Origin of the sequence: Nonomuraea sp. ATR24 (assembly GCF_041950485.1) — a bacterium.
GTDB lineage: Bacteria > Actinomycetota > Actinomycetes > Streptosporangiales > Streptosporangiaceae > Nonomuraea > Nonomuraea ceibae.
In genome coordinates this window covers 63211-88156 of the sequence record NZ_JBGNUU010000005.1, presented here as the reverse complement: position 1 = coordinate 88156, position 24946 = coordinate 63211, and the positions used below count along the sequence as shown (strand labels likewise).

General features: G+C 70.0%; 26 protein-coding genes and 1 tRNA gene. 7 read left to right on the top strand and 20 right to left on the bottom strand.

Features of this window, described 5'->3' with window-relative positions; genetic code table 11:
• Positions 1–31: 31 nt before the first annotated feature.
• The gene (locus tag ACBI99_RS14545) at positions 32–787 is read left to right on the top strand and encodes an SDR family oxidoreductase (protein ID WP_219511808.1); all 756 of its coding nucleotides are present in this window, start codon (positions 32–34) and stop codon (positions 785–787) included.
• Positions 788–801: 14 nt separating this feature from the next.
• Here ACBI99_RS14545 and ACBI99_RS14540 read toward each other — a convergent pair whose 3' ends face one another.
• A complete protein-coding gene (locus ACBI99_RS14540; RefSeq protein ID WP_357584465.1) occupies positions 802–2223 on the bottom strand; it encodes an MFS transporter in 1422 nt (473 codons plus the stop codon).
• Positions 2224–2323: 100 nt separating this feature from the next.
• Between ACBI99_RS14540 and ACBI99_RS14535 the strand changes: the two genes are divergently transcribed.
• Positions 2324–2818, top strand: a complete 495-nt coding sequence (locus tag ACBI99_RS14535; RefSeq protein WP_364167501.1) for a helix-turn-helix domain-containing protein — start codon at positions 2324–2326, stop codon at positions 2816–2818.
• 9 nt (positions 2819–2827) lie between these two features.
• On the opposite strand, the gene ACBI99_RS14530 is transcribed toward ACBI99_RS14535, so the two are convergent.
• A complete protein-coding gene (locus tag ACBI99_RS14530) occupies positions 2828–3766 on the bottom strand; it encodes a ribose-phosphate pyrophosphokinase (RefSeq protein WP_219511812.1) in 939 nt (312 codons plus the stop codon).
• Positions 3767–3784: 18 nt separating this feature from the next.
• Positions 3785–4411, bottom strand: a complete 627-nt coding sequence (locus tag ACBI99_RS14525) for an HAD family hydrolase (RefSeq protein ID WP_375072487.1) — start codon at positions 4409–4411, stop codon at positions 3785–3787.
• Between the two features lie 97 nt (positions 4412–4508).
• On the opposite strand from ACBI99_RS14525, the gene ACBI99_RS14520 reads away from it, so the two are divergent.
• Positions 4509–6308: an alkyl/aryl-sulfatase gene (locus ACBI99_RS14520; RefSeq protein WP_219511817.1), complete on the top strand. Its 1800-nt coding sequence runs from the start codon at positions 4509–4511 to the stop codon at positions 6306–6308.
• Here ACBI99_RS14520 and ACBI99_RS14515 read toward each other — a convergent pair.
• On the bottom strand, positions 6247–6729 hold the full coding sequence (locus tag ACBI99_RS14515) for a hypothetical protein (RefSeq protein WP_219511820.1): 483 nt from the start codon (positions 6727–6729) through the stop codon (positions 6247–6249). The two genes, ACBI99_RS14520 and ACBI99_RS14515, sit on opposite strands and share 62 nt — an antisense overlap.
• A 24-nt stretch (positions 6730–6753) precedes the next feature.
• Positions 6754–8160, bottom strand: coding sequence for a cytosine permease (locus ACBI99_RS14510; protein WP_219511823.1), 1407 nt, complete (start codon positions 8158–8160; stop codon positions 6754–6756).
• Positions 8161–8211: 51 nt separating this feature from the next.
• Here ACBI99_RS14510 and ACBI99_RS14505 point away from each other — a divergent pair, with 51 nt between their 5' ends.
• A complete protein-coding gene (locus ACBI99_RS14505) occupies positions 8212–9597 on the top strand; it encodes an MFS transporter (protein ID WP_375072486.1) in 1386 nt (461 codons plus the stop codon).
• A 13-nt stretch (positions 9598–9610) separates the two neighbouring features.
• Here ACBI99_RS14505 and ACBI99_RS14500 read toward each other — a convergent pair whose 3' ends face one another.
• Complete coding sequence (locus tag ACBI99_RS14500) at positions 9611–10579, bottom strand: NAD-dependent epimerase/dehydratase family protein (RefSeq protein ID WP_375072485.1); 969 nt, start codon at positions 10577–10579, stop codon at positions 9611–9613.
• A 178-nt stretch (positions 10580–10757) separates the two neighbouring features.
• Between ACBI99_RS14500 and ACBI99_RS14495 the strand changes: the two genes are divergently transcribed.
• Positions 10758–12125, top strand: a complete 1368-nt coding sequence (locus tag ACBI99_RS14495) for an ATP-binding protein (protein ID WP_357584454.1) — start codon at positions 10758–10760, stop codon at positions 12123–12125.
• On the opposite strand, the gene ACBI99_RS14490 is transcribed toward ACBI99_RS14495, so the two are convergent.
• Positions 12109–13890 (bottom strand): bifunctional UDP-sugar hydrolase/5'-nucleotidase, encoded by a 1782-nt coding sequence (locus ACBI99_RS14490; RefSeq protein ID WP_219516898.1) that lies wholly within the window; start codon positions 13888–13890, stop codon positions 12109–12111. The two genes, ACBI99_RS14495 and ACBI99_RS14490, sit on opposite strands and share 17 nt — an antisense overlap.
• Positions 13891–13998: 108 nt before the next feature.
• Here ACBI99_RS14490 and mshD point away from each other — a divergent pair, with 108 nt between their 5' ends.
• Complete coding sequence (gene mshD / locus ACBI99_RS14485; protein WP_308126145.1) at positions 13999–14973, top strand: mycothiol synthase; 975 nt, start codon at positions 13999–14001, stop codon at positions 14971–14973.
• Here mshD and ACBI99_RS14480 read toward each other — a convergent pair.
• The 3 genes from ACBI99_RS14480 to dcd all read right to left on the bottom strand — a co-directional run bounded on the left by ACBI99_RS14480 (position 14906) and on the right by dcd (position 17267).
• Positions 14906–15910 carry an inorganic phosphate transporter gene (locus tag ACBI99_RS14480; protein WP_219516887.1) on the bottom strand — a complete coding sequence of 335 codons (1005 nt, stop codon included), beginning with the start codon at positions 15908–15910 and terminating at the stop codon, positions 14906–14908. The two genes, mshD and ACBI99_RS14480, sit on opposite strands and share 68 nt — an antisense overlap.
• Positions 15911–15914: 4 nt before the next feature.
• Positions 15915–16532 (bottom strand): DUF47 domain-containing protein, encoded by a 618-nt coding sequence (locus tag ACBI99_RS14475; RefSeq protein WP_219516885.1) that lies wholly within the window; start codon positions 16530–16532, stop codon positions 15915–15917.
• Positions 16533–16691: 159 nt separating this feature from the next.
• Positions 16692–17267 (bottom strand): dCTP deaminase, encoded by a 576-nt coding sequence (dcd, locus tag ACBI99_RS14470; RefSeq protein WP_219516870.1) that lies wholly within the window; start codon positions 17265–17267, stop codon positions 16692–16694.
• Positions 17268–17379: 112 nt separating this feature from the next.
• On the opposite strand from dcd, the gene ACBI99_RS14465 reads away from it, so the two are divergent.
• Positions 17380–17450: transfer RNA gene (locus ACBI99_RS14465), tRNA-Gly, on the top strand.
• Between the two features lie 106 nt (positions 17451–17556).
• Here ACBI99_RS14465 and ACBI99_RS14460 read toward each other — a convergent pair.
• From ACBI99_RS14460 to ACBI99_RS14415, 10 genes are all read right to left on the bottom strand, one after another.
• Positions 17557–18900 (bottom strand): tyrosine-type recombinase/integrase, encoded by a 1344-nt coding sequence (locus ACBI99_RS14460; protein WP_375072484.1) that lies wholly within the window; start codon positions 18898–18900, stop codon positions 17557–17559.
• The gene (locus tag ACBI99_RS14455; protein WP_225271124.1) at positions 18900–19106 is read right to left on the bottom strand and encodes a helix-turn-helix domain-containing protein; all 207 of its coding nucleotides are present in this window, start codon (positions 19104–19106) and stop codon (positions 18900–18902) included. The genes ACBI99_RS14460 and ACBI99_RS14455 overlap by 1 nt, the downstream gene beginning before the upstream one ends.
• A 12-nt stretch (positions 19107–19118) precedes the next feature.
• On the bottom strand, positions 19119–20648 hold the full coding sequence (locus ACBI99_RS14450; RefSeq protein WP_375072682.1) for a replication initiator: 1530 nt from the start codon (positions 20646–20648) through the stop codon (positions 19119–19121).
• 29 nt (positions 20649–20677) lie between these two features.
• Positions 20678–20830 (bottom strand): hypothetical protein, encoded by a 153-nt coding sequence (locus tag ACBI99_RS14445; protein ID WP_219516852.1) that lies wholly within the window; start codon positions 20828–20830, stop codon positions 20678–20680.
• Positions 20827–22236 carry an FtsK/SpoIIIE domain-containing protein gene (locus ACBI99_RS14440; RefSeq protein ID WP_375072681.1) on the bottom strand — a complete coding sequence of 470 codons (1410 nt, stop codon included), beginning with the start codon at positions 22234–22236 and terminating at the stop codon, positions 20827–20829. Before ACBI99_RS14440 ends, ACBI99_RS14445 begins: the two co-directional genes overlap by 4 nt.
• Positions 22237–22324: 88 nt before the next feature.
• The gene (locus ACBI99_RS14435; protein ID WP_375072483.1) at positions 22325–22627 is read right to left on the bottom strand and encodes a hypothetical protein; all 303 of its coding nucleotides are present in this window, start codon (positions 22625–22627) and stop codon (positions 22325–22327) included.
• Positions 22624–22899, bottom strand: a complete 276-nt coding sequence (locus ACBI99_RS14430; RefSeq protein ID WP_219516841.1) for a hypothetical protein — start codon at positions 22897–22899, stop codon at positions 22624–22626. The genes ACBI99_RS14435 and ACBI99_RS14430 overlap by 4 nt, the downstream gene beginning before the upstream one ends.
• Positions 22899–23312, bottom strand: coding sequence for a plasmid replication, integration and excision activator (locus ACBI99_RS14425; RefSeq protein WP_375072482.1), 414 nt, complete (start codon positions 23310–23312; stop codon positions 22899–22901). Before ACBI99_RS14425 ends, ACBI99_RS14430 begins: the two co-directional genes overlap by 1 nt.
• Positions 23313–23568: 256 nt before the next feature.
• Positions 23569–24300 (bottom strand): GntR family transcriptional regulator, encoded by a 732-nt coding sequence (locus tag ACBI99_RS14420; RefSeq protein WP_246646640.1) that lies wholly within the window; start codon positions 24298–24300, stop codon positions 23569–23571.
• Between the two features lie 184 nt (positions 24301–24484).
• The gene (locus ACBI99_RS14415) at positions 24485–24775 is read right to left on the bottom strand and encodes a hypothetical protein (protein WP_375072481.1); all 291 of its coding nucleotides are present in this window, start codon (positions 24773–24775) and stop codon (positions 24485–24487) included.
• Between the last annotated feature and the right edge of the window lie 171 nt (positions 24776–24946).

Here is a 24946-nt window from a genome sequence, read left to right as displayed (position 1 = left end):
GGTGCCGGGGGCGCCCGAAACGATCGGGTTCATGACCGCTGAACGCCCGCTCGCCCTGGTGACCGGGGTGGGGCGCACCACCGGCATCGGCGCCGGCATCGCCCTGCGCCTGGCCGACGCCGGCTGGGACCTCGCCTTCACGTACTGGCACCCGTACGACGAACGCATGGCCTGGGGCGTCGAGCCGGGCGCGACCGAGGAGATCGACCGGGAGCTGACCGGACGCGGCGCGGCCACCGTGGCGGTCGAGGCCGACCTCGCCGACCCTGAGGCCGCCGCCCGGATCTTCGACGCCGCCGAACGCCTGGGCCCGGTCACCGCGCTGGTGATGTGCCACTGCGAGTCAGTCGACTCCGGCCTGCTCGACACCACCGTCGAGAGCTTCGACCGGCACTTCGCCGTCAACGCCCGCGCCACCTGGCTGCTCGTCCGCGAGTACGGCCGCCGCTTCCGCGGCGCGCACGGCACCGGCCGCATCATCAGCCTGACCAGCGACCACACCGTGCACAACCTGCCCTACGGCGCCAGCAAGGGAGCCCTCGACCGGATCACGCTGGCGGCCACCCACGAGTTCGCCCACCTCGGGATCACCGCCAACGTCGTCAACCCCGGCCCGGTCGACACCGGCTGGATGTCGGACGAGGTGCGTGACGCCTGCCTGGACGCCACGCCGCTCGGCCGCCTGGGCACCCCGCAGGACACCGCCCACCTGGTGGAGTTCCTCTGCTCGCCGCAGGGCGGCTGGATCAACGGCCAGCTCCTGAAGAGCAACGGCGGCATGGCCTGACCGGCACGCCGGGTTCAGGCCGGCGCCGTGGCGGGCCGGACGCCGGCGCGGCGCCGGAGCCCGAAGGCCGCGATCACCACGCCCGCGACCGCCGCCCCCACCGGGACGAGCAGGGCGAGCCGGAGCGAGTCCAGCGCCGCCTCCGGCGTGGCCGCGCCGCCGAGCGCCGCCACGCTCACGGCGGTCACCGCCGACAGCCCGAGCGCGGTGCCGAACTGGAAGGCCGTGTAGAGCAGCCCGCTCGCCAGGCCGTGCTCGTGCTCGGCGACGCCGTCGGTGGCCGCCATGGTCAGCGGCCCGTACGCCAGCGAGAACGCCAGCCCGAGCAGCAGCATGGTCGGCAGCATCGCCGCGTACGTCCAGTCCATGCCGATCGGCAGGAACAGCGCGTAGCCGAGCGCGGCCACCACCAGCCCGCCGAACAGCACGCGGGCGTTGCCGAAGCGGTTGACCAGCCTCGGGGTGAGCGTCGGGGCCAGGACGGTGTCCATGCCGATCACCAGCATGGCCAGCCCCGTCTGCAGGCTGCTCCAGCCGCGCACCTCCTGGAGGTAGAGGGTGGCGACGAACTGGAACCCGGCGAACGACGCCAGGAACAGCAGCGCGCCCAGGTTGGCCCGCACCAGCGGCCCGGAGCGCAGGATGCCCAGCCGCACCAGGGGGTCGGCGGCTCGCCGCTCGATCAGCACGAAGGCCACCAGCAGCAGGAACCCGGCGCCGAACACGCCGAGCGTGCCCGCCAGGCCGTCACCCGGGTGCTCCAGCCGGACCACGCCGTAGACCAGCAGCAGCATGGCGCCGGTGATGCTGAACGCGCCGGCCAGGTCGAAGCCGCCCGCGGGCCGCCCGGGCGCCGGCGTCTCCTTGATCAGGATCATGGCGGCGGCCAGGATCACCGCCGCCATGATCACCGGTGCGAAGAACACCCAGCGCCACCCGATCGAGGTCAGCAGCCCGCCGGCGACCAGGCCGAGCGAGAAGCCGCCCGCCGCCGTCCCGGCGTACACGCCGAGCGCCTTGGTGCGCTGCGGGCCCTCCGGGAAGGTGCCGGTGATCAGCGACAGCCCGGCCGGGGCCATGAACGCGGCGGCGACACCGGTCACGAACCGGGCGACGAGCAGCATCCACCCCTCGGTCGCGAATCCGCCCAGGCCGGAGAAGGCCAGGAAGACGGCCAGCCAGAACAGGAACATCCGGCGCCGGCCCAGCAGGTCGGCCGCCCGGCCGCCCAGCAGCATGAATCCGCCGTAGCCGAGCACGTACGCGCTGACGACACCGCTGAGCGTGCCGGTGGACAGGCCCAGGTCGGCCCGGATCGACGGCAGGGCCACGTTCAGCATGGCCACGTCGATCCCTTCCAGGAAGACGGCTCCCGCCAGGACGAGGAGCACGCCCCAGGCGCGTGCGTCCATGCGGGTGTGCACAGGTGTGGACACGGTTCCATTCCTCTCGACAGCACGGAACCGGTCACGGTTACTCAACAGCATGCCGGTTCCCTCTTGTAACCAGCAGCATCGTCGAGCACCATGAGGTGTCATGGAAGACGGCACTTCACAGTCCCTCGGTTACTGCGGGGACACCGGCGGCGACTACGACGTCCTGCAGTGGGACACCCGCGAGGACTGCGAGGTCAGGCAGATCCTCGACCGCGTGGCCGACAAGTGGTCACTGCTGGTCATCGCGCTGCTCGACCGGCGCAGCCTGCGCTTCAGCGAGCTGCGCCGGATGATCGACGGGGTCAGCCAGCGCATGCTCACGCGCACGCTGCGCCACCTGGAGCGCGACGGGCTGGTCAGCAGGACCGTGCACCCGACCGTGCCGCCGCGCGTCGACTACGAGCTGACCTCGCTGGGCGCGACCCTGCACTCCACCATCCGCGAGCTGGTCACCTGGACCGAGTCGCACCAGAACGAGATCGCCACTGCCCGCGCCGCCTACGACGCCCGCGTCCTGGCCGAGCAGGAGGCGGCCGAGGCCGACGCGGGCAGGCGGGCCGAGATCGCCCGCAGCGTGCTGACGGGCTCTCGCTAGCCCGAGGCGTCAGGACGTGCCGAACAGGGCGCTGACCGACTCGCCGCAGTGGATCCGGCGCATGGCCTCGGCCAGCGCCGGGGCGACCGACAGCACCGTGAGCTTGTCGCTGGGCTTGGGCGGCGGGACCGTGTTGGTGCACACGATCTCCTCGACCTCGGGCAGCGCGCTGAGCCGCTCGATCGAGCCGTCGGCGAACAGCCCGTGGGTGCACGCCACGCGCACCGAGCGGACGCCGCGCTCGCGCAGCCGGTCGAGCAGCTCGATGACCGTGCTGCCCTTGGCGATCTCGTCGTCCAGGATGATCACGTCCTTGCCCGCCACGTCGCCGATGACCGAGCTGATCACCACCCGGTCGTCGGCGAAGCGCTGCTTGGCGCCCATCGCCACGCCCGCGCCGATCAGGCGGGCGAAGTGCGCGGCCTCCTTGGCGTTGCCCAGGTCGGGGGAGACCACGACGGTGTCGGACAGGTCGTAGCGCCGGAAGTGCGCGGCCAGCTCGCGCAGCGCGTGGAGGTGGTCGACGGGGACGCTGAAGAAGCCGTGCACCTGCGGGGAGTGCAGCGTCATCGTCAGCACCCGGCCCGCTCCGGCCGTCGCCATCAGGTCGGCCACGAGCCGCGCGCCGATCGAGATGCGCGGCGCGTCCTTCTTGTCGGAGCGCGCGTAGGCGTAGTGCGGCATGACCACGGTCGTCCTGGCCGCCGAGGCGCCCCGGGCGGCGTCGAGCATGAGCAGCAGCTCGACCAGATGCTCCTGGGTGGGCGGCACGAGCGGCTGGATCAGGAACACGTCACGCTCGCGGCAGTTGGCCTGGAGCTGGACCTCGATGACGTCGTTGGCGAAGCGGTCGACCTTGACCGGGTGGAGTGGGGTGCCGAGCTGGGCGCAGATCTCCTCAGCCAGCTCCGGGTGTGCACTTCCGCTGAAAACCGTGATGTCTCGCACGATTCCCACACCCTACAGTCAGGCCAGCAGGCCGGGCGTGAGCGAGCCGAGGTCGTCGACGACGCGCCAGGCCAGGGCCAGCGCGTCGGGCGCGGGCGGGTAGCGCGGGTGCGGGACGGCGATCACGCGCATGCCGGCGGCGTCGGCGGAGCGCAGGCCGTTGCTGGAGTCCTCGACGGCCACGCAGTCCGCCGGGTCGACGCCGAGCCTGCGGGCCGCCTCCAGGTAGCCGTCGGGGGCGGGCTTGCCGCGCGCGACCTCCTCGGTCGACACGGTGGCCGTGAAGCAGCTCGTCAGGCCGCTGGCGTCGAGCACCACGTCGATCAGCGCCCGGGGCGAGGAGCTGGCCAGGCCGAGCGTCACGGATGCGGCCAGCCGCCGGACGGCCTCGGTGGCGCCGGGCATCAGCGGCACGCCGTCGCGGTAGCGGGCCGCCATCTGCTCGATCACCCGCTTGGCGATCTCGGCAGGCGGCAGGTCCACGCCGAGTTCGTGCAGGTAGGCGGCCCATTCGCCGGTGCTCATGCCCATGAGCCTGGACTGGGTGTCGTCCTGCCACACGCCGCCGTGGTCGGCGACGAAGGCCCGCCGCACCTCTTCCCACACCGGCTCGGAGTCGACGAGCACCCCGTCGAGATCGAACACGCACGCTTTCATGGGCCCCAGCAAATCACATCCGCCTTTTGTCCGTATTGCCCGACCTTTGGCCCTGTCTGTGGTGATTTTGGGGCATGCACCCGGCATGGCCGACCTTCCATTCCACGATCGCCAGGACTACGAGGACGCGGATCGCGGGTTCATCGCCGGTCTGACCCCGGCCGTGGTCAAGGACGTCGACGGCCGGGTCGTCTGGGACAACGACGCCTACGCCTTCCTCCAGGCCGACTGCCCCGAGACCGTCCACCCCAGCCTGTGGAGACAGGGCCAGCTCTGCGCCAGGCAGGGCCTGTACGAGGTGGCCGACGGCATCTACCAGGTCCGCGGGCTCGACCTGTCGAACATGACCCTGGTCGAGGGCGACACCGGGGTCGTCGTGGTCGACCCGCTCATCTCCACCGAGTGCGCCGCCGCCGCGCTCCGCCTCTACCAGGACCACCGCGGCGAACGCCCGGTCACCGGCGTCGTCTACACGCACTCGCACGCCGACCACTTCGGCGGCGTCCGCGGCGTCACCGGCGGCGGCGTGCCCATCCTGGCCCCCGAGGGCTTCCTCGAACACGCCGCCGCCGAGAGCGTCTACGCCGCGCCCGCCATGACCCGCCGCGCCGTCTACATGGAAGGCCCCGCCCTCGACAGGTCACCGTGGGGCCAGGTCGGCGCCGGCCTCGGCATGGCCTCCTCGACCGGGACGATCTCCCTCATCCCGCCCACCCTGTACGTCAGGCGCACCGGCCAGGAGGAGACCGTCGACGGCGTGCGGTTCAGCTTCCAGCTCGCGCCCGGCACCGACGCGCCACCCGAGATGTCGTTCCTGCTGCCCGACCGCCGGGCGCTCTTCCTGGCCGAGAACGCCACCCACAACCAGCACAACCTGCTGTCGCTGCGCGGCGCCCCGGTGCGCCACCCGCGCCGCTGGACGCGCTGCCTCACCGAGGCCATCACGCTGTTCGGCGACGCCGCCGACGTGGCCTTCGCCTCCCACCACTGGCCCTCCTGGGGCGGCGAGAACATCGTCCGCTTCCTGTCGGAGCAGCGCGACCTGTACGCCTACCTGCACGACCAGACGCTGCGCCTGATGAACCAGGGCATGACCGGCCCGGAGATCGCCGAGCACCTGCAGCTCCCGCCCGGCCTGGAGCAGGTCTGGCACACCCACGGCTACTACGGCTCGACCGGCCACAACGTCAAGGCCATCTACCAGCACTACCTCGGCTGGTTCGACGGCAATCCGGCCCACCTGTGGGAGCATCCGCCCCGGCAGAGCGCGATCCGCTACGTGGAGTGCCTGGGCGGCGGCGCCGCCGTGGTCGCCTTCGCCAGGGCCTACATCGACGCCGGCGACCTGCGCTTCGCCGCCCAGCTGCTCAACCACGCGGTCTTCGCCGACGAGGGCAACAAACCGGCCCGCGACCTGCTGGCCGAGGTCTACACCCGGCTCGGGCACGGCGCCGAGAACGCCACCTGGCGGAACTCGTACCTGATGGGGGCGCTGGAGCTGGCCGACGGGATCGTGCCCGCCACGGCCGCGCAGCCCTCGCCCGACCTGATCGCGGCGCTGAGCGTGAGCCAGATCTTCGACTCGATCGCCATCCGGGTCAACGGGCCACGGGCCTGGCACGAGCGGCTGTCGATCGACTGGCACCTGACCGACCTGGGGGAGCGGCACCGTACGACGCTCTCCAACGGGGCGCTCGTCCACCAGGAGAACCCGCCGGAGGCGGAGGTCGACCTGACGCTCAGGCTCACCAAGGCGCAGCTCCTCGCGCTGCTCACGGGCAAGTGCGTGGAGGGCGTGGACCGGGAGGGCGACACGGGCGTGCTCAGGCGCCTGGTGGCCGTGCTGGACGGCCCCGTGCCCGGCTTCGCGATCGTGACCCCGTGACCGGGCCCGCCCACAGGAGCGTCGCCAGCACCGCTCCGGCCGCCGGACCGGCGAGCAGGGGCGCCGACACGCCGCCCGCGTGCCAGCTCGCCGCCGCCGCGGCCGCGCACGCCAGCACGGTCACGGCGAACGTCGCCGCCCACAGCGGAAGCACGTACAGGAAGGCGAAGAACAGGGGGAACACCAGCCAGGCGAACGGCGCCGACAGCGTGGCCAGGCCCGCCCACGCGCAGGTGAGCGTCACCAGCCAGACCCGCTCGCCGGTGCGGCTCAGACCGCCGCCGAACACCGGCCCGGCCGCGTAGAGGGCGGCCAGCAGCACGCCGGCGACGGCCACGACGGGCCGCCCGTCGCCGCCCACGGCGGCCAGCAGCAGCACCGCCGACGCGCCGTGGACCGCCCACCAGAGCAGCCGCACCATGCCACCGAGGGTAATCCGCGCAGGTCAGCGCCGCCGGGGCGCCACGCTGGTGAAGGCGAGATAGAGCACGCCCGCCAGCACCAGCGCGACCACCACGCCGATGTTGGCCGAGGCGAACGTGCCCGCCTTCAGGTCGTCGCTCATCAGGAAGCCGACCAGGCCCGCGATGTTCGGGTCGGCCGAGCTGATCAGGCCGATGCCGACGAACGAGGCCGCCACCAGCGACACCACGCCCGCCCAGTTGACCGCCGGCGCGCCCGGCCGCAGCAGCCGCTCGTCGTAGGAGCGCCCGCCGTCGCGCAGCCGCCACAGGTCCACCAGGAAGACCGCGACCCAGGCCGCCATCACCACGCCGATGATCGCCAGGAACGCCTGGAACGTGGCCAGGAAGCTGGTCGAGACGAACAGCAGGTAGTAGCCGCCGAGCACCATGAGCAGGCCGTCGATCAGCACCGCGTAGTGCCGCCTGATCGGCACGCCCAGCGCCAGCATCGACAGGCCCGACGAGTAGATGTCCATGATCGCCCCGGCCAGGAACCCGCCGATGGCGGTCAGCAGGTACGGCAGCAGGAACCAGGTCGGCAGCGCCCCCGCCAGCGCCGCCACCGGGTCACCGGCCGCCGCGCCGGCCAGCTCCGGGTCGCCGCCCGCCAGCAGCACGCCGAACACCAGCAGCACCATCGGCGGCAGCGCCCCGCCCAGCGTCGTCCACAACGCCACCCGCGAGGGCCGCGACGCCGACGGCAGGTAACGCGAGTAGTCGGCCCCGCAGTTGACCCAGCCCAGGCCGAGCAGCGTCATCGCGAAGATCACCCCGCCCACCCAGGCGCCCGGCCCCGCGTCGCCGCCCTCCAGCGCGGTGCCCAGGCGCGGCGCCATCAGCACCATGTAGATCACGGTTAGCACGACGAACGCGTAGGTCAGGTACCGCTGCACCACCATGATCATCGCGTGCCCGTACACCCCGACCGCGATCGTCACCAGCGCCGCCACCGCGAAGCACACCGCCGTCGCCGTCGTGGCCGGCACGCCCGGCGCGACCCGGCCCAGGATCGCCGCCCCGCCCTGCGCCGCGAGCGTGACCAGCACGGTCTCCCAGCCCACGTTCGAGACGTACGACAGCGCGGCGGGCAGCTTGTTGCCCTGGTAGCCGAACGGCGCCCGGCCCAGCGTCATCGTCGGCACCCCGGACCGGGACCCGGCGACGGCCACCAGCCCGACCAGGCCGAACGAGAGCGCGTAGCCGACCGCCCCGGTGATGATCGCGGGGACGACGCCCAGCCCGAGCCCGACCACGTACACGCCGAACGCGACCCCGAACAGCGACAGGTTCGAGCCCGCCCACGGCCAGAACAGATCCGACGGCCGGCCGCGGCGCTCCCCTTCGGGGATCGCGTTGATGCCGTTCCGTTCCACCGCCAACGTGTCCATGATCGGACGGTACCCGGGGTACATGAGGCGGAAAAGGGGGATGTGACCGCCGTGACGCCTGACCCGCGCAGGCCCGCGCTGGCCGTCTGCCTCGTGGCGGCGTTCATGTCCGGCCTGGACGTGAGCATCGTCAACGTCGCCCTGCCCTCGATCAGGGAGAGCCTGCACGCCTCCGCCGACGGCCTGCAGTGGATCCTGTCCGGCTACGCGCTGACGTTCGGGCTGCTGCTGGTGCCCGCCGGGCGGCTCGGCGACGCGCGCGGCTGGCGTGACCTGTTCGTCCTGGGCGTGCTGCTGTTCACCCTGGCCAGCGCCGCGTGCGGGCTCGCGCCCAGCATGCCGGTGCTGGTCGTCGCCCGGCTGCTCCAGGGCCTGGCCGCCGGGGTGATCAACCCGCAGGTGTCGGGGCTGATCCAGCAGATGTTCCAGGGCGCCGAACGCGGGCGGGCGTTCGGCGCGCTCGGCGCCACCATCGGCGTGTCCACCGCCGCGGGGCCGCTCATCGGCGGCGCGCTCGTCACCGTGTTCGGCGCCGACCACGGCTGGCGGTGGGTGTTCCTGGTGAACGTGCCGATCGGGCTCGCGCTGCTGCCGCTGGCCCGCAAACTGCTGCCCGCCATGCCGCGCGGGCAGGGACGGCGCGAGAGCATGGACCCCGTCGGCGTGCTGCTGCTCGGCGCGGGCGTCGCCGGGCTGCTGCTGCCCGTCATCCAGCAGCACCAGTGGCAGAGCCCCGCCACCTGGCTCCTCGTCCCGGCAGCTCTGGCCGTGCTCGCCGGCTTCGTCGCCTGGGAGCGGGCCTACGGCAAGGAACCGCTGGTGCGGCTCGCGCTGTTCGCCCGCCGCTCCTACAGCCTCGGCACCACGATCGCGCTGTTCTACTTCGCCGGGTTCACCGGGATCTTCTTCATCTTCACCCTCTACCTGCAGAGCGGGCTCCACTACAGCCCGCTGCAGGCCGGGCTGTCGATCACCCCGTTCGCGCTCGGCTCGGCGTCGGCGTCGCTGCTCGGCGGCCGGCTCGTCGGGCGGGCCGGGCGGCGGGTGGTCGCCGTCGGCCTGCTCGTCGTCATCGCCGGGCTCGCGTCGACCGTCTGGGCCACCGTGCTCGTGCCCGGACCCGGCGTCGGGCTCGCCGCCGCGCTGCCGCTGCTCGTCGCCGGCATCGGCAGCGGGCTCGTCATCGCGCCCAACCAGGCGATCAGCCTCTCCGAGGTGCCCCCGGCCGCCGGCGGCAGCGCCGCCGGGGTGCTGCAGACCGGGCAGCGGCTCGGCTCGTCGATCGGCATCGCCGCCGCCGGGTCGGTCTTCTTCGGGTCGCTGCGCGACGGCTGGCCCGCCGCCTTCAGGCACGGGCTCCTCGTCGTGCTGGCCTTCGTCGGCGTCGCCCTGGCCGCCGCCCTCTACGACCTCGCCAAGGGCCGGGCCGAACGCTGACCCTCCCCGCCCCTCACCTGTTGAGCGGCCTGGCCTCCACGGCCGGATCCAGCCCCACCGAGGGACGATCCGGGCGCATCGGGGCCCGGCCGCCGATGCTCCGCAGCCACTCCCACGTGTCGGCCACCGTCTCCGCCACCGGCCGCACCCTCAGCCCCGCCGCCACGGCCTTGGACACGTCACCCCCGTGCATGAACGCGTGATCCTCGCCCACCAGCCAGATCGGCAGATCGGTCCACGGCCGCACCCCGGCCGCCAGGATCGTCTCCGCGTCCACCCAGCGCAGCTCCGCGTCCGACCCGGTCACCCGCACGGCCGTCTCCAGCAGCTCCGCCATCGTGGTGAACCCGGGCGGGCTCACCACGTCGAACGCGCCGCCGATCCCGCGCCCCGCCGCATCGAGGCACCAGCGCGCCAGGTCACGCGCGTCGACGTACTGGACGCCCAGGTCACGCGGGCCCGGCGCGAGCACCGGGCCGCCCCTGGCGATCCTCGTCAGCCACCACGGCAGCCTGCCGATGTTCTCGTACGGGCCCAGGATCAGGCCCGCCCGCGCCAGCAGCGCCCGGTCGCCGAACGCCGCCGTCGCGCCCTCCTCGCCGCCCGCCTTCATCGCGGCGTAGCCCTCGTCGCCGGCCTCCACCAGCGGCGCGCTCTCGTCGGCCCCGTAGGGCACCGGCGGCGCGTAGACCGAACGGCTCGACACGTACACGTAATGGCCCGCCCGGCCGGCCAGCAGCGCCGCGGACTCGCGCACCGCCGACGGGGCCCACGACCACGTGTCGACCACCACGTCCCACTCGCCGCGCGCCAGCGCCTCCAGCCCGCCCTCCCGCGTGCGGTCGCCGCGCAGCGCCGTCACCCCCGGGGGCGGCTCGTGCGTGCCCCGGTTGAACATCGTCACCCGCCAGCCGAGCGCCTGGGCCTGCTCGACGAACGCCCGGCCCACGAACTCGGTCCCGCCCAGCAGCAATACGTCCATGGGACCCCACTGTGCCCGCCCGCCCCCGCCCCGCCCAGGGGCCCACGCCCGCAGCGGAATCGCGAGGAGCGAAACCCATGCCCCACCCGTCCGCCGTCCTCCTGCTTCCCGCTCACTGGATTTGTGGCGGGAACGCTGTCGAACGTCATGAATGTCCGGTTCAGGGTAGGGGTCGGACGTGCTCATACCTCGCTCGATCCGCGGGCGTCTGACGACGATCGCGGTGCTGGTCGGGGCGCTGATCTTCGGCACGTCGTCCGCGGTCGCCGTGGTCACCGTGCCCGACAATCTGCGTGACCAGGTGGACGCCAGGGTCGAGCTGGCCGTGCGCCGCACCGCCAGCGACGCGCGCCTGGGCACGCTCAAACCGAAGATCGAGGTCCCGGCCCGGATCCAGTTCGTGCAGGTGGTCGGGGCCGACGGCCGGGTGCTGTCGGCGGGCAGGCTGGGGCAGCGGCGCCTGGTGACCGGGTTCGACCCGCCCGAGCCGGAGCACGTCTACGCCATCGACCGCAACATCACCGGCCTGCCGCCGCACGTCGATCCCGGCGGCGACTACCGCGTCATGGCGATGACCGTGCGCAGCCCGTCAGGCCCGGTCACGGTGTACGGGGCGGCGTCGCTCGGCGACGTGAACCGGGCGCTGAAGTGGATCTACGGCATCGTCTTCGTCGGCACCCCGCTGGTGCTGCTCATCATCGGGCTCATCACCTGGTTCACGGTCGGGCTCGCGCTGCGTCCGGTGGAGCACATCCGGGCCCGGCTCGCCGCCATCACCGGCCGGGATCTCAGCCGCCGCGTCCCCGTGCCCGACACGGGTGACGAGATCACCAGGCTGGCCGTCACCACCAACAGCACGCTCGACCGGCTCGAACGTTCGGCCGAGACCCAGCGCCGCTTCGTCGCCGACGCCTCGCACGAGCTGCGCAGCCCGATCGCCGCCCTGCGCACGCAGCTCGACTACGCGACCGCGTACCCGGAGGAGACCGACTGGTACGACACGGGCATGCGCGCGATGGCGGCGACGGACCGGCTCGCGGCCATCATCGACGAGCTGCTCATGCTGGCCCGCCTGGACGCCGGGGCCGTGGCGCCCCGCTCCACCGTCGACCTCTGCGACCTGGCGCGGGACCAGGCGGAGCGCCGCCGCACCGGCCGCGTGCCCGTCCGCATGCGGCCGTGCGCGCCCGCGCCCGTCCTCGGCTCCCAGACGCAGCTCGACCGCGTGCTGACGAACCTGCTGGACAACGCCGTACGGCACGCTGACACCCGCGTCGACCTGGACGTCTCGCTGGACGGCGAGCACGTCGTCGTCACCGTCACCAACGACGGCGACAGCATCGCGCCCGAGGACCGCGAGCGCGTCTTCGAGCGGTTCACCCGGCTGGAGGCGGGCCGCACCAGGGACCGGGGCGGCAGCGGCCTGGGGCTGGCGCTCACCCGCGAGATCGTCACCCGGCACGGCGGCGCCATCACGGTCGCGGACCACGAGCCGGGCACCCGGTTCGTGGTCCGCCTTCCGCTGCGTCCTAACCCGTCACCGTGATCCGGTTGGTTGCGGGGGGCGCGATCGGGTTGTTCTGCCCCAGGTAGGCGACGAACGCGTCGATGTCGAGCGGCCCGCTCCACAGGTCGGTGCCCTCGGTGAACGCCTGGAACGCGTCACCGCCGCCGACCAGGAAGTTGTTGGCCGCCACCCGGATCGCCTGCGTGTCGGTCACCGGCACCCCGTCGATCTTGATGTCGGACACCTTGGCGCCCCAGGCGGCGCCGGTGCTGTAGGTGTAGGTCAGGTTCGCCGAGGGCTGCAGGATCTTGGTGAACGCCTGGTTGTTCGGCCCGCCGGTGAACTGCTGCTCCAGCACGGTCTTGAGTTGGGCGCCGGTCAGCGTGACGACCTGCATGAGATTGTTGAACGGCTGCACGGTGAACGCCTCGCCGTACGTGACCGTCCCGTCGCCCTCGCCCGCCGGGGAGCTCGCGTACGACAGGGAGGCGCGCACGCCGCCCGGGTTCATCAGCGCGATCTGCGCGTTGCCGCCCTCCCGGGTGGCGGCGAGCTGGGCGTCGGCGATGAGGTTGCCGAGCGCGGACTCGCCGGACGGGGCGGCGGCGTTGGTGATGTCGGCGGTGATCGTGCCGACGGGCCGGTTGGCGACCGGGGCGACCCGGTCCTTCCACGTCTGCACGAACGCCGAAATTTCGGCATCCGGGGCGACCGTCCGGGTCACCACGTGGTTGTCCGCCACGACCGAGGAGCGGTCGACGTCCCGCGTCCGCACGTCCACCTTCAGGTCCACCTGCGTGATCACGCGCCCGAACGAGCCGCCCTGCGAGTAGAGCCGGTCACGCCCCGCCGGGTCCTTGACCACGCACTTGTACGCCTGGTGCGAGTGGCCGCTGAGCACCAGGTCGATCTCGGGGTCCACCTGCGTGGCGATGCGGTTGCCGGCGCCCGGGATCGCGGCGCAGGCGTCGGGCGACCGGCCCGCCGTCACCTGGTCGCCCTCGTGCACGAGCACGACCTGGGCCTTCACGCCCACCAGCCGGAGCAGCCTGGAAGCCACGTTCGCGGCCTTGACCTCGTCGACGAACTTGAGATCCTTGATGCCCTCGGCGGTGACGATGTTCGGCGTCGTCTTCGTGACCAGGCCGATGAAGCCGATCGGCACGCCGTTCATCCACTTCACGCTGACCGGCGGCAGCGCGGGCACGCCCCAGTCCTTCAGCAGCTCGCCGAACCTGCTGCTGTCGCCGAGGGCGGCGAGCGCGTCGGTCCGCTCGTCCCGGTTCTTGAACAGCACGTTGGCGCCCACGTAGTCGAACGTCGCGCCCTTCCACGGCCCGGCGGGGGAGCAGCCGTCCACCGGGTGGCAGCCGCCCTTCATGATGCGCCGCAGCTCGGCGTAGCCCTCGTCGAACTCGTGGTTGCCCACCGCCGCCACGTCCAGCCCAAGCTTGCCCAGGAACTCCACCGACGGCTCGTCGTGGTAGGCGGCCGAGAGCAGCGGCGTGGCCCCGATCAGGTCACCCTGGGCGACCGCGATCGTGTTGCCGTCGGCCAGGGCCTTCATGTGCGTCGCCACGTACGCCGCGCCGCCGGCCTCGACCGTGGCGCCGTGCTCGTCGACCATCCGCCCGGAGGACCCGGTCGGCGGTTCGAGGTGGCCGTGGAAGTCGTTGAGAGCGAGCAACCGGACCGGAACGGTCCTCGGTGCCTTGCTCGCGTCCGCCGGGAGGCCGGCGAGCAGGACGCCGCCTGCGGCGACGGCTCCGGCCATCGTGAGCCGGAGGAGGGAACGGGACGTCATGGCCCAAGAACATACGTCCGCAAGCCATGCAGCCAATGGCGCAAAGGTAACGATTCATCGCGCCCGGACATGGCGTCATTTGCCAGTCGTACGCCTAGAGTTCGATCTGTGAGCGAGAGTGTGAAAGTCCGGGAACGGCTTGATGACCAGGAAATCGCCGGGGTGCTGTCCGTCGTCGAGGCGGCGACCGAGACCGACGGCGTCCGCCCGCTGAACGAGCACGTGATGCTCCACCTGCGCTACGGCGGCGATCCGAGGGCCCGCTCCCTCCTGCTCTACGACGGCGCCGCCCTGGCCGGCTACGCCCACGTCGACCCCACCGACGAGGTCGAGGGGCCCAGCGGCGAGCTCGTCATCCACCCCGCCCAGCGCCGCCGCGGCCACGGCGCGCGGCTGCTGCGCGCCGTGCTCGACCTGACGGGCGGCAGGCTGCGGCTGTGGGCGCACGGCGACCACCCGGGCGCGGAGGCGCTGGCGGCCTCCTCCGGCCTCGAACGGGCGCGCTCGCTCTGGCAGATGCGCCGCTCCCTGTTCGCGCCGCTGGCCCCGTACGAGGTGCCGGAGGGCGTCAGCGTACGGACGTTCGTCCCGGGACAGGACGAGGAAGCCTGGCTGAAGGTGAACTCCGCGGCCTTCGCCCACCACCCCGAGCAGGGCGCGTGGACGATGGACGACCTGCTGCTGCGCGAGCGGGAGCCGTGGTTCGACCCCGAAGGGTTCTTCCTGGCCTTCCGCGGCGACCGGCTCGCCGGATTCCACTGGACCAAGATCCACGGCTCCGACGAGCACCAGGAGCACGGCCACGAGCCGCTGGGCGAGGTCTACGTCGTCGGCGTCGACCCCTCCCAGCAGGGCACCGGCCTGGGCAAGGCGCTCACCCTGGCCGGCCTGGCCCACCTGCGCTCGCGCGGCCTCGCCCAGGCCATGCTCTACGTGGACGAGGCCAACACGGCCGCGATCAGGCTGTACGAGTCCCTTGGCTTCAGCCGCTGGGACGTCGACGTGATGTACGCCGCTACTCCACCAGGAAGTGCAGCGCGTAGTACGACAGAGCAGCCACCAGAGCCGCTGCCGGAATCGTGAGGACCCAGGCGGTCACGATGTTGCCCGCCACACCCCACCGCACCGCCGACAGCCGCTTGGTCGAACCCACGCCCATGATCGCCGAGGTGATCGTGTGCGTGGTGGAGATCGGCGCCCCGAACCCGATCGCCGCGCCGTACAGCACCGTCGACGCGGCGGCTTCCGCGGCGAAGCCCTGCGGCGGGTCGAGGGCGATGATGCGGCGGCCCAGCGTCCGCATGATCCGCCAGCCACCCGCGTACGTGCCGAGCGAGATCGCGCCCGCGGCGGCCAGGATGACCCACTGCGGGATGGGGTCGGCAGGAGCGGCGTAACCGCCGACGACCAGCGCCAGGAAGATGACGCCCATCGTCTTCTGCGCGTCCTGGAGGCCGTGGCCGAGCGCCATCGCCGCGGCCGAGACCGTCTGCGCGTAGCGGAAGCCCCGGTTGGCCTTGCCCGGTTGCGCGTTCCTGAAGATCCAGTAGATTGCGATCATGATCCCGGCCGCCAGCGAGAAGCCGACGAGCGGTGAGATGATCATGGGGATGACGACTTTGGCCACGACGCCCTCCCAGTGCACGACGCTGGCCGAAGCCAGGGCCGAGCCGATGAGACCGCCGATCAGCGCGTGGCTGGAGGAAGAGGGCAGGCCGAAGTACCAGGTGATGAGGTTCCAGACGATCGCGCCGATCAGGCCGGCCGCCACGATCACCAGTCCATGTGTGCCGTCAGGCGCGTCGATGATTCCTTTGCCGACGGTCTGCGCGACCTGGGTGCCGAGGTGAGCACCGATGAAGTTCATCGCCGCCGCCATGAACAGCGCCGCCCTGGGCGTGAGGGCCCGGGTGGAGACTGAGGTCGCGATGGCGTTGGCCGCGTCGTGGAAGCCGTTGGTGTAGTCGAACACCAGGGCGACGACGACCACGCCGATGACGAGGGCGAGCGTGAGGTCCACTGAGTTAGCTTTCCTTGACCGCGATCGACTCGATCGTGTTGGCCACGTGCTCGAAGGCATCGGCCGCCTCTTCCAGGGCGTCGATGACCTCCTTCATCTTCATCACCGTCAGCGCGTCGTACTCGCCGCTGAAAAGCTTGGCCAGCAGCCGGCGGTAGACCTGGTCGCCCTGGTTCTCCAGGCGGTTGACCTCGATCCAGTACTCGTTGAGGTTCTTCATCGAGCGCAGCCTCGGCATGGCCTCGGCGGTCAGCTCGGCGGCCCGCTCCAGGACCTCCACCTGCCGGACGACATCTTTGGGGAGATGATCGATCTGGTAGAGGACGATGAGGTCCGACGCCGCCTCCATGGCGTCCATCACGTCGTCGAGGTTGGAGGCCAGCCGGTAGATGTCCTCGCGGTCGAAGGGAGTGATGAAACTCTCGTTGAGCCGGTTCATGATCGCGTGGGTGCGTTCGTCCCCGGCGTGCTCGCAGGCGCGCATCTTCTCGGCCAGGGCCTCCCGGTCCGAGCCGTCGCTGATGATCTCTACGAGCAGGCGTGATGCTGTGACCAGGTTGTTCGCCGAGTCGGCGAACAGGTCATAGTAGCTGTCCTCACGTGGCGTGAGACGCAGGCGCACGTCGTTCTCCAGATGTGCGGGGATGGTCCGTGGAAGAGGGTACGGCTTACCAGGCAAAATGCGAACTTCATGTCCCCTTCTCCTAGTCGCTACCCTCCGTATGCTGTACGACACCGCGGCCCAGAGTACTTTGAGTGCCTTTTTGTCACACAGGCGGGGCTAGATCCGGGTGCGATGAAAGTTGCGGAACGACCGCGACGGAGTCGGCCCACGCTGCCCCTGATAACGGGACCCGTACTTCTCCGACCCGTACGGGAACTCCGACGGAGAGCTGAGCCTGAACACGCAGAGCTGCCCGATCTTCATCCCCGGCCACAGCTTGATCGGCAACGTGGCCACGTTGGACAGCTCCAGCGTGACGTGCCCGCTGAACCCCGGATCGATGAAGCCGGCCGTCGAATGCGTGAGCAGACCCAGGCGGCCCAGCGAACTCTTGCCCTCCAGCCTGGACGCCAGGTCGTCGGGCAGCGTGATCACTTCGTAGGTGGAGGCGAGCACGAACTCGCCCGGATGCAGGATGAACGGCTCGTCCCCCGACGGCTCGACCACCCGCGTCAAGTCAGGCTGCTCGACACTGGGATCGATGTGCGGATACCTGTGGTTCTCGAACACCCGGAAAAAGCGGTCAAGCCGGACGTCGATGCTGGACGGTTGGATCATGTCACGATCGAACGGGTCCAGCGCGAGCCGCCCGGAGTCGATCTCGGCCAGGATGTCGCGGTCAGATAGCAGCACGGTCAGCAAACTTACCTGGTGATCCAAAGTGAGGCTCGAAACTGGGGCTCGGTTGGCTTGGTGAAGTGGGTGCGGTTTCCGGTACAGTGGTGGCCGCGGCTTCGGGCCGTACGCGGGTGTAGTTCAATGGCAGAACATCAGCTTCCCAAGCTGACAGCGCGGGTTCGATTCCCGTCACCCGCTCTCAACGTGAAAGCCCAGGTCGACCGAGGGATTCGGTACCTGGGCTTCGTTGTTTCCTAGAGCTGTTGATCTCCGCGTGCCATTAGCGTGCCATTAGGGCTCGTGGTCATCCGGCCGGAACCAGCAGGCCCGGCGGGTCGTCGTCGTCCTCGTCGCGTGCCCGTTCGTGCCCGATGAGGTGCTTGTCGATGGCTTCGGTGATCAGCTTGTCCGCGCCCCGGACGGCGTGCTGGTAGATCATCGCGGCGCGGACGTTGTCGTGTCCCATGCGTGCCATGAGGTCCTTGAGACCCGCGCCCGAGTCCGCTGCGATCATGTTTCCCGTGTGACGGAGATCATGGAAGTGCAGTTCCGGAACGCCGATCGCTCGGACGGCCTCCATCCAGCCAGAGAGCTTGTTGAAGCCGCTCCGACGCATGGGGCCGCCCTTGATCCCAGCGAAGACCAGCGCTCCGGCCTCGGGCTTGACGTAGAGCCGCAGATGCTCCTTCAGGGCGGGGATGATCGCCTGCGGGATACCGACGATGCGCCTACCGGCCTTGGACTTGGGCGGACCAAGTACCAGTTCCCCGGTGGAGCGTTCCACGTAGGCCAAGCGTACGCGGACCGTACCCGCGTCGAGGTCGAGGTCCGCTCGGGTCAGTGCGGTGATCTCGCCCCATCGCAGGCTCGCGAACGTGGCCAGGAGCACGAAGCCCCGGTAGCGCCGATCGTGCGTGCAGTCGGCCTGCCCGGTGTCGATCATCCGCCACAGCGCCCGCTCGGCTTCTGCTCTCGTCGGAAAGACCTCCGGGTAGGTCCGCATCTCGCCATATCGTTGGAACCGGATGCGGTGCCCCTCACCTCTCTTGAGCCCTCGGATGCTGCCCACTGGGCGGCGCCCGACCTTGTCCGCCAGTTCGAAGACCTGCCCCACGGAGAGGACCGGTCGTTCCTCGGCGTGCTCGTCGCCGGCCCCGCGGATCCGGCACGGGTTGCGGGAGATGATCCGGTCGTCCTCGGCCGCCGTCATGAGCACGGCCCGGAGGAGCCGGTAGGCCTTGGCCGCCATGCTGACCGAGACACCCTTGCCGAGCAGGTCCGCCCGCCACTGCCGAATCATCGCCGTGGAGAGCTTGCCGAGCGAGACGTTGCCTAGATACGGCGTGATGTGCTTCTTGAGCAGCCAGCGATAGAGGTCGATCGTTCTCGGTCGAAGCCCCGCACGCTGGTCGATCCAGGTTGCCGAATACTCTGCGAGCTTGACCTTGGCCCGCTCGGGGTCGGTCCACGTCCCGGCGAGGATCTTTCCTTCGATCAGAGTCAGCGCCCGGTCGGCGTCGCCTTTGCGCTCGTAGGTCTCCTCACCAGTTCTGATGCGCCCGTCAGGTCCGGGGTAGCGGATCTGGAACCGCCCCGAGGGCAGCTTGCGAATGTTGCCGAAACGACGGTGGTTCTCCTTGTTCGCCATCAGGCGGCCCTCCCGGTTGCGTCGAAGGTCGTCATGGGTGCGACGGTCCCGGCGACGACGAAGGCGATCAGTGCGGACTCTCGGATGCGGACGTGCCGCCCGACCTTGACGAACTCGATCCGGCGTTCGGCGATCAGTCGGCGGACGAAGCGAACCGAGGTGCTGAGCAGTTCGGCCGCTTCCGGGACGGTGAACAGTTGGTCCAAGATCTCCTCCTCTCAGGCTGCCTGCGGAGTTGCCGAAAGTTCTTCGAGGCGTCTCAGGTGGGCGCGCCATCGCTGCCGTTCGGCGATGGACCTGAGGAGCCGGACGCCGATCGGAGCGACCTCGGGATCGCCCGGCCTGACCGGTTGCCAGACGTAGCGGTGCGGGTCGGTGGGCTCGTCGGCCTGGCCGAGCGCTTCCAGGACCCACGTACGGCGGTCCTGCTTGTGTTCGGCGAGCGTCTTATTGCTCCACTTGCGGGAGACGAGGACCCGGCGACCGGCGTAGCCGAGGTGTTCGGGCTTGTGGGCCTTGGACCGGCAGCAACCGGGAACCATCCCCGGCTTGGCGTTCTTGGGCTGCACGCCGTACCGAAGCCAGTTCGGGCAGGTCGGTGAACACGGCTCGTAGCGCAGGGCATCGACGAAGCGGGCCGCGTGTTCCCGCTGAGCCTGACCGTCCAAGGTCTCGCCGAGGCTCTTCGTCAGGTACTTGGACAGGTACCGGATGCACTGGTCGGCGTCCGGCGACCCGGCGAGCACCCCTTTCACGTCCACCTGATCGCCGAAGCGGATCACGTGCATGGGCTCGTCGCCGAGCTGGTCGAGAGCCTCGTCCCAGGTGGGCAGGACCTCGCCCGTGTCGGGGTCCACGTAGCCGTCGTTCCAGATGGGCAGGCGGTCACCCTCGAAGCGGGCTTCATCCGCTTGAGGCCACCAGACCTGGTGATAGGTGGCCGCCGCGATCTGCTTCATCTCGGCGCGCGGCAGGGTGCCCCGGACGGCCATGTGCAGGTGCGGAGCGAGCCGCTTCTGAGGCTCCACCGTGGCGAAGTACTGCACGTCATAGCCAGCGACCCGGCGAAGGTTCTGCACGAACCGGTCCACGAGCTTGGAGAAGTGCAGCGCGTCACGAGCCGCTCGAACGTAGTCGTACATGTCCGGATCGACGGGAGCGCCGTTCATGACCTTGCCGTAGCTCGGCAGGGTGAGGGTGACGAACAGAGAAGGCCGGTAGGTCCTGCCGTCCGCCGCCTCGAAAGTCCGGCCCAGAGTCGTGCTGTCCATCTTCCGCTTGGGCAGGTCGGGCGCGTCCTGGCGGCGCTTGGTGGAGCGGACGCGCTTGGACGCTGTACGACCGAGCACGTTGCCGCGCATCCCGGCCTCGTTGATCTCGATGTCGAGCCCGGTGAGCACGGCGTCCAAGTCGGAGGTGTCGCCGCTGGCCTTTTCCTCCGTGTCGCGCTTGGCCTGCATGTCGGCCCGGAACTCGACGAGGCAGCGCTGCCCATCGGTCGCCTCGTCGGGCGTGATGATCGGCTCCTCATCGAGGTGCCATCCCTCCCGGCACTGCGCCATCCGGAGCTGCCGGTTGCGCTTGGCGCACGGAGGACACTTGCTCTCCAGCGGTGAGCCGCACGGGACATCGACGACCTCGGACTTGCCGGTCGTCATGTCCAGCCGCCTGAGCGCGACGGGCCGGATGCAGACGCCGTGAAGCTTGGCAATCTCCTCGGCCACGTCGCGGGCGAGCGGCTGGGCCATGCGGACAGCGCGCGGGGTCTTGCGGTCGGTCAACGGACCTCCTCTGCGATCTCGGGGAACGTGAGCGCGGTCTGTCCGCACTCGGCGCACTCGACCAGGCCACGCATCGGGTCGAGCCACAGGGCATTCAGCGCGGCGCACGAAGCGCAGCGAAGGCCGTCGAGGAAGTGAGCCAGTGTCATCGGACCTCACCGACCATCGCGCGGATGTCGTCGTCGGAGACGTACGCGGCGCGGACGCGGATCGGATCGGGACTGGCCTCCAGCCGCACGTATCCGACGCCAGCGCCACGTTCCGGACGAGGAGAGATGCGGTCGGCCAGGGCACCGTGATCTCGTGCGCCGTCACCGAGCACCATGTCCACCTGCTCCGACTCGTCGAGCCGGAGGGCGATCTTGTCCGGGAAGAGGTTGCGGATGTTCATGACCTCCTTGCGAGGGTCCTGGAGAGCCGCCAGGACGCCCACGCCGACTGCGCGTCCCTGAGTGGTCAGCGTGGCCAGAGCAGCGGAGATGCGCTGCCTGAGCTGCCTGTCGGACTGGTAGGCGGTCAGGAACGCCACCTCGTCGACCACGACCAGGACGAAGGGGTCGTCGAGAGTAGGTGTGTGGGACCGCTGGACCCCGGCGAAGCGAGCCGCACGCTTCTGCATGACGCTCACCGCCTCGTCGAGCAGGTCAGCGCAGTCGGCAGGATCGGCCGCGTACCGTCCGCCGAAGAGAGCCTTGCCGTACGACAGCTCCATCAGCTTCGGGTCGAGCGCCCAGATCTCGACCAGGCCCGCGTGGATCGCGGGTATGAGCCCACGAATCGCCGACCAGATGATGGAGCCCTTGCCTGCGCCTGTGGCCCCAGCGACGAGGACATGAGTCCCATGCAGTCGGAGGAGCCACGGCGAGCCGTCCTCCTGCCTGCCGATCTCGACCGGTCCGACCGTCGGTGTGTCCGGGATGGGAAGCGCAGCCATCGGCGTGGCAAGCGGATCGTGACGTGGAAAGGTCAGCACGAGCTGACCGGCCTTGGCCACCGCCACCCGGCAACTCTCCGACCCGAAGCCGTGGGACAGGTTCTCGATCCTGTCGGACCAGTCCTTGGCCGCCTGGCCGTCGAGCATGCGGACCGTGAGCCTGTCGGCCCAGGAGTTCGAGGTCACCTTGACCAGCCGAGGAACGTACTCCCGTCCGCGTATGTGCCGGGCCAGCCCGGCGACGGTCATGACCGGCTGCCAGTGTCGCCGGTAGATCCAGAACCAGCGCGCGAAGGCGAGCAGTCGCCAGCCGATCCATCGCACGAATGTCGGCCGGTCGAGGACCGCCCAGGCGCCCAAGGCGACGAGAGCCGGAACGACGAGCAGCAGCGCAGCACGCCAGCCGTACACCAGGCAGAGACCGGCGGGAACCGCGATCACCGCCAGAGCGATGGGGTGCCGCCAGGTCAGCCGGAAGAGGCCGGCCACGAACCGGGCGATGAAGATGACCAGAGTGATGACGGCCGGGGTCTGCACCACGGCCGGTTTGAAGACCACCGCCGTGTCTGGCGTGGTCGAGACGATGCGGTGCGGCTCGTCGCCGGGCATCCTCTTGAACATTAGGGTGAAGTCCTTCCATGCATGTCGCGTGTGTGCGGAAGACCGAGGGGCCGCCGGAAGTTGCCGCTTCCTGCGGCCCCGCTGAGCATCAGGCCGCCTCGCCATCGTTGGCCTCGTGTGACTCGCCGCCGTGAAGTCGCTCGCAGTCGGCCAGGTACCGGGCGGCGGCGTTGAAGATCGTGCGAGCAACGGTCAGGTCGTCGTCGGTCACCGGCCCGGAGGTCGAGACGGTCACCGAGGCGTCTGAGGTGTCGAGGTCGAAGCAGGGCTTGCCGTTCTCCCCGAGCCAGGCACGCGCCCGCAGCTCCGCCGAGCAGAAGGCGATGCTGAACCGCGACGGCTTGTCGGGACGCATGGAGACGGTGACGTAGGTGTACGGGCTGAGCGTCATCGACCCGCCACCCCCAGCCCGTTCGGCAGGCCGTGGAACATGCGCTCCACCGCTCCGGCGAACATGGCGGCCTCTCGCGCCAGAGTCCGAGCGAACTCGACGTCGTCGAGGGTGACGTGATCGGTGGCCGACGTGGTGACGAGCACCTGCGTACCGCCGAAGACGAGCCCCAGGACCGGTGAGCGCTGCGGATACGGATGGTTCCGCACGTCAGCGCCCTGGCCGACCTTGAGCGCGATCGTGCTGCCCGGACGAGCCTTCTGCCGCCTCATCACGCCGCGTCCTTCGCAGCGGCCTGCGCCTTCCCGGCCGGACGAGGAGCACGCATCTCGCGAACCTTGATCGAGTACGCCAGCCGTCCGGCCTGGTTGACGTAGGGCGTTGCGGTCATGTGGTCGAACTCGACCGGCGTGAACGGCAGCCCGGCCATCGGAGCCGGAGGAACCGGCTGCACCGGGCTGAGGATCTTGACGGACACGGTCTTCTGAGCCGCCTTGAGCGTGGGGTCGGCGTCCATGACGCTGACCTGCCAGACAAGCTCGGCACTCTGCTTGTCGCGGGTCTGGACGAAGCGCCCGTTGGTCGAGGCGTCGAAGTCCTTGACGGGCTCGACCTCACCCACGACGTAGCAGCCGTGCGGGAAGACCATGTCGAACGTGACGGGGATGGGACCTTGCAATGCCATGAGGCTTCTCCTAGCTGGTCGTCTTGTCGCTAACTCGTCTTGTCGAGTTGTCATGAAGGTACCCGCAGCTCAGGGACTTGACAACACGAGTTAGCGGGATTTCTTCAAGATCTTTATAGCGCTAGGAGAAATGCGCACATAAGCCACGTGGCGAACCGGATCAATTCATGACATAGCAAGGAAAGCAGTAATGCGGAGAATGTCCCGGCTTAGGCCGAGTGTTGCGAAATGGGGGAGCTGTGGGGCAGGTTCTGAATCAGAGCGAGTAGGAGTCTTCCAACTCGTGAAGATCGCCCGGCAGCACTAGATCCACGACAAGCACGGGCCGTCCGCCGCCGTTGAACACGCTGGCCAGCACTCCGAGAACCGGCGCGCTCTTGCGTATCTCCATGAGCTTGGCTTCGTCCGTCGAGGGGTGCCGAGCGCTCAGCCGTTCGACGACGTGTTGCAGCTTGAGACCCTTGCTCTCTCGGAGATGTTCTCTGATGCCGGCGTGAAGAGGCTCCGCCTCGCCGAGCTGCGTTCCCTCAGCCTGATGCACCGGACACCACACGGTGAACAGGTCTGTCGGACGCTCGTCATCGCGGAAGAGAACACGGCGCCGTACGACCGTGGATCCCTCCGGCACGTCCAGCAGTTTGGCGACTGCCGCAGAGGCCGCCACGGGTCCAGCGTCGATGACCGTGCTGTTCTCGTCGGCTTCCACGCGATCCAGGACGGCCCGTCCCGGACGGGGGTTCTGGCTGGACGCGCCCGGTGGAGCCGCCTTCACGAAGGAGCCCTTGCCATGCTCCCGCTCGATGACGCCACGGAGCTGGAGAACTTGGAGGGCGCGTACGACCGTTGGACGGCTCACCTTGAAGTCTCGAACAAGCTGCGTCTCAGAGGGCAGCAGAGAGCCAGGCGGATAGGTCCCGTCCGCGATCTTCTGCCTGATCGTCTGCACGATCTGGGCGTACTTCGGTGGCGCGAACTCTTCAGAGGACATGACGACCATCCAACAACTCGACTTGTCGTAAAGCCTAGTTGGAGTTGGACAGCCTGTCGCCCCCTCTGCCATAGGAAGCGTACGGACTGGTGGAGGGACTGTCCGACTGCGCTACGGCAAGCCCCTCCACCAGTTCCAGGCACGACGGTTCAGCGCCCCTGAACTCGCCTCCCGTCGTGCCCGCTTATTGAGCCCCGCCGTCGAGAAGGGCGGCCCAGACTTCACACGCTTCCTGATAGCGCCAGCGATAGGTCTCGTGAACCTGCTGCACGACGCCGTCACGGCGCTCGGTCCGGAGGATGTAGAAGAGACCGGCCTCACGACACAGCTCGTAGACCACGTCCTCGCAATCGCAGGTGTACGCGATCACGCGCAGGGAGTCCTGCTCCAGTGCGGTCTCCCGCCATACCAAGCGCATACAGTCCGTCCGTGGTGGGGCGACATGAGGAGCGAGGCAGCCGACGTAGATGTTCACAGCAGCGCACCCGCCTGTCCGGTCCCGTTGCACCGCCAGCAGTCGTCCCGGTGACGCTCGTCGATGGCGGCGTCGGACGGATACTCAGCCGCCACAACGCTCTGGCGAAGGCTGACGTACTTCCAGCCCCGTCCTGAGCAGGAGCTACATGGCGCAGTCATGCAACGAGGA

What these genes read in the sequence shown, in the direction of transcription:
- ACBI99_RS14545 (WP_219511808.1), top strand. Translation starts at nt 32, where the DNA reads ATGACCGCTGAACGCCCGCTCGCCCTGGTGACCGGGGTGGGGCGCACC.
- ACBI99_RS14535 (WP_364167501.1), top strand. Translation starts at nt 2,324, where the DNA reads ATGGAAGACGGCACTTCACAGTCCCTCGGTTACTGCGGGGACACCGGC.
- ACBI99_RS14520 (WP_219511817.1), top strand. Translation starts at nt 4,509, where the DNA reads ATGGCCGACCTTCCATTCCACGATCGCCAGGACTACGAGGACGCGGAT.
- ACBI99_RS14515 (WP_219511820.1), bottom strand. Translation starts at nt 6,729, where the DNA reads ATGGTGCGGCTGCTCTGGTGGGCGGTCCACGGCGCGTCGGCGGTGCTG.
- ACBI99_RS14510 (WP_219511823.1), bottom strand. Translation starts at nt 8,160, where the DNA reads ATGGACACGTTGGCGGTGGAACGGAACGGCATCAACGCGATCCCCGAA.
- ACBI99_RS14500 (WP_375072485.1), bottom strand. Translation starts at nt 10,579, where the DNA reads ATGGACGTATTGCTGCTGGGCGGGACCGAGTTCGTGGGCCGGGCGTTC.
- ACBI99_RS14490 (WP_219516898.1), bottom strand. Translation starts at nt 13,890, where the DNA reads ATGACGTCCCGTTCCCTCCTCCGGCTCACGATGGCCGGAGCCGTCGCC.
- ACBI99_RS14460 (WP_375072484.1), bottom strand. Translation starts at nt 18,900, where the DNA reads ATGGCGAACAAGGAGAACCACCGTCGTTTCGGCAACATTCGCAAGCTG.
- ACBI99_RS14450 (WP_375072682.1), bottom strand. Translation starts at nt 20,648, where the DNA reads ATGGCCCAGCCGCTCGCCCGCGACGTGGCCGAGGAGATTGCCAAGCTT.
- ACBI99_RS14445 (WP_219516852.1), bottom strand. Translation starts at nt 20,830, where the DNA reads ATGACACTGGCTCACTTCCTCGACGGCCTTCGCTGCGCTTCGTGCGCC.
- ACBI99_RS14440 (WP_375072681.1), bottom strand. Translation starts at nt 22,236, where the DNA reads ATGTTCAAGAGGATGCCCGGCGACGAGCCGCACCGCATCGTCTCGACC.
- ACBI99_RS14435 (WP_375072483.1), bottom strand. Translation starts at nt 22,627, where the DNA reads ATGACGCTCAGCCCGTACACCTACGTCACCGTCTCCATGCGTCCCGAC.
- ACBI99_RS14430 (WP_219516841.1), bottom strand. Translation starts at nt 22,899, where the DNA reads ATGAGGCGGCAGAAGGCTCGTCCGGGCAGCACGATCGCGCTCAAGGTC.
- ACBI99_RS14425 (WP_375072482.1), bottom strand. Translation starts at nt 23,312, where the DNA reads ATGGCATTGCAAGGTCCCATCCCCGTCACGTTCGACATGGTCTTCCCG.
- ACBI99_RS14420 (WP_246646640.1), bottom strand. Translation starts at nt 24,300, where the DNA reads ATGTCCTCTGAAGAGTTCGCGCCACCGAAGTACGCCCAGATCGTGCAG.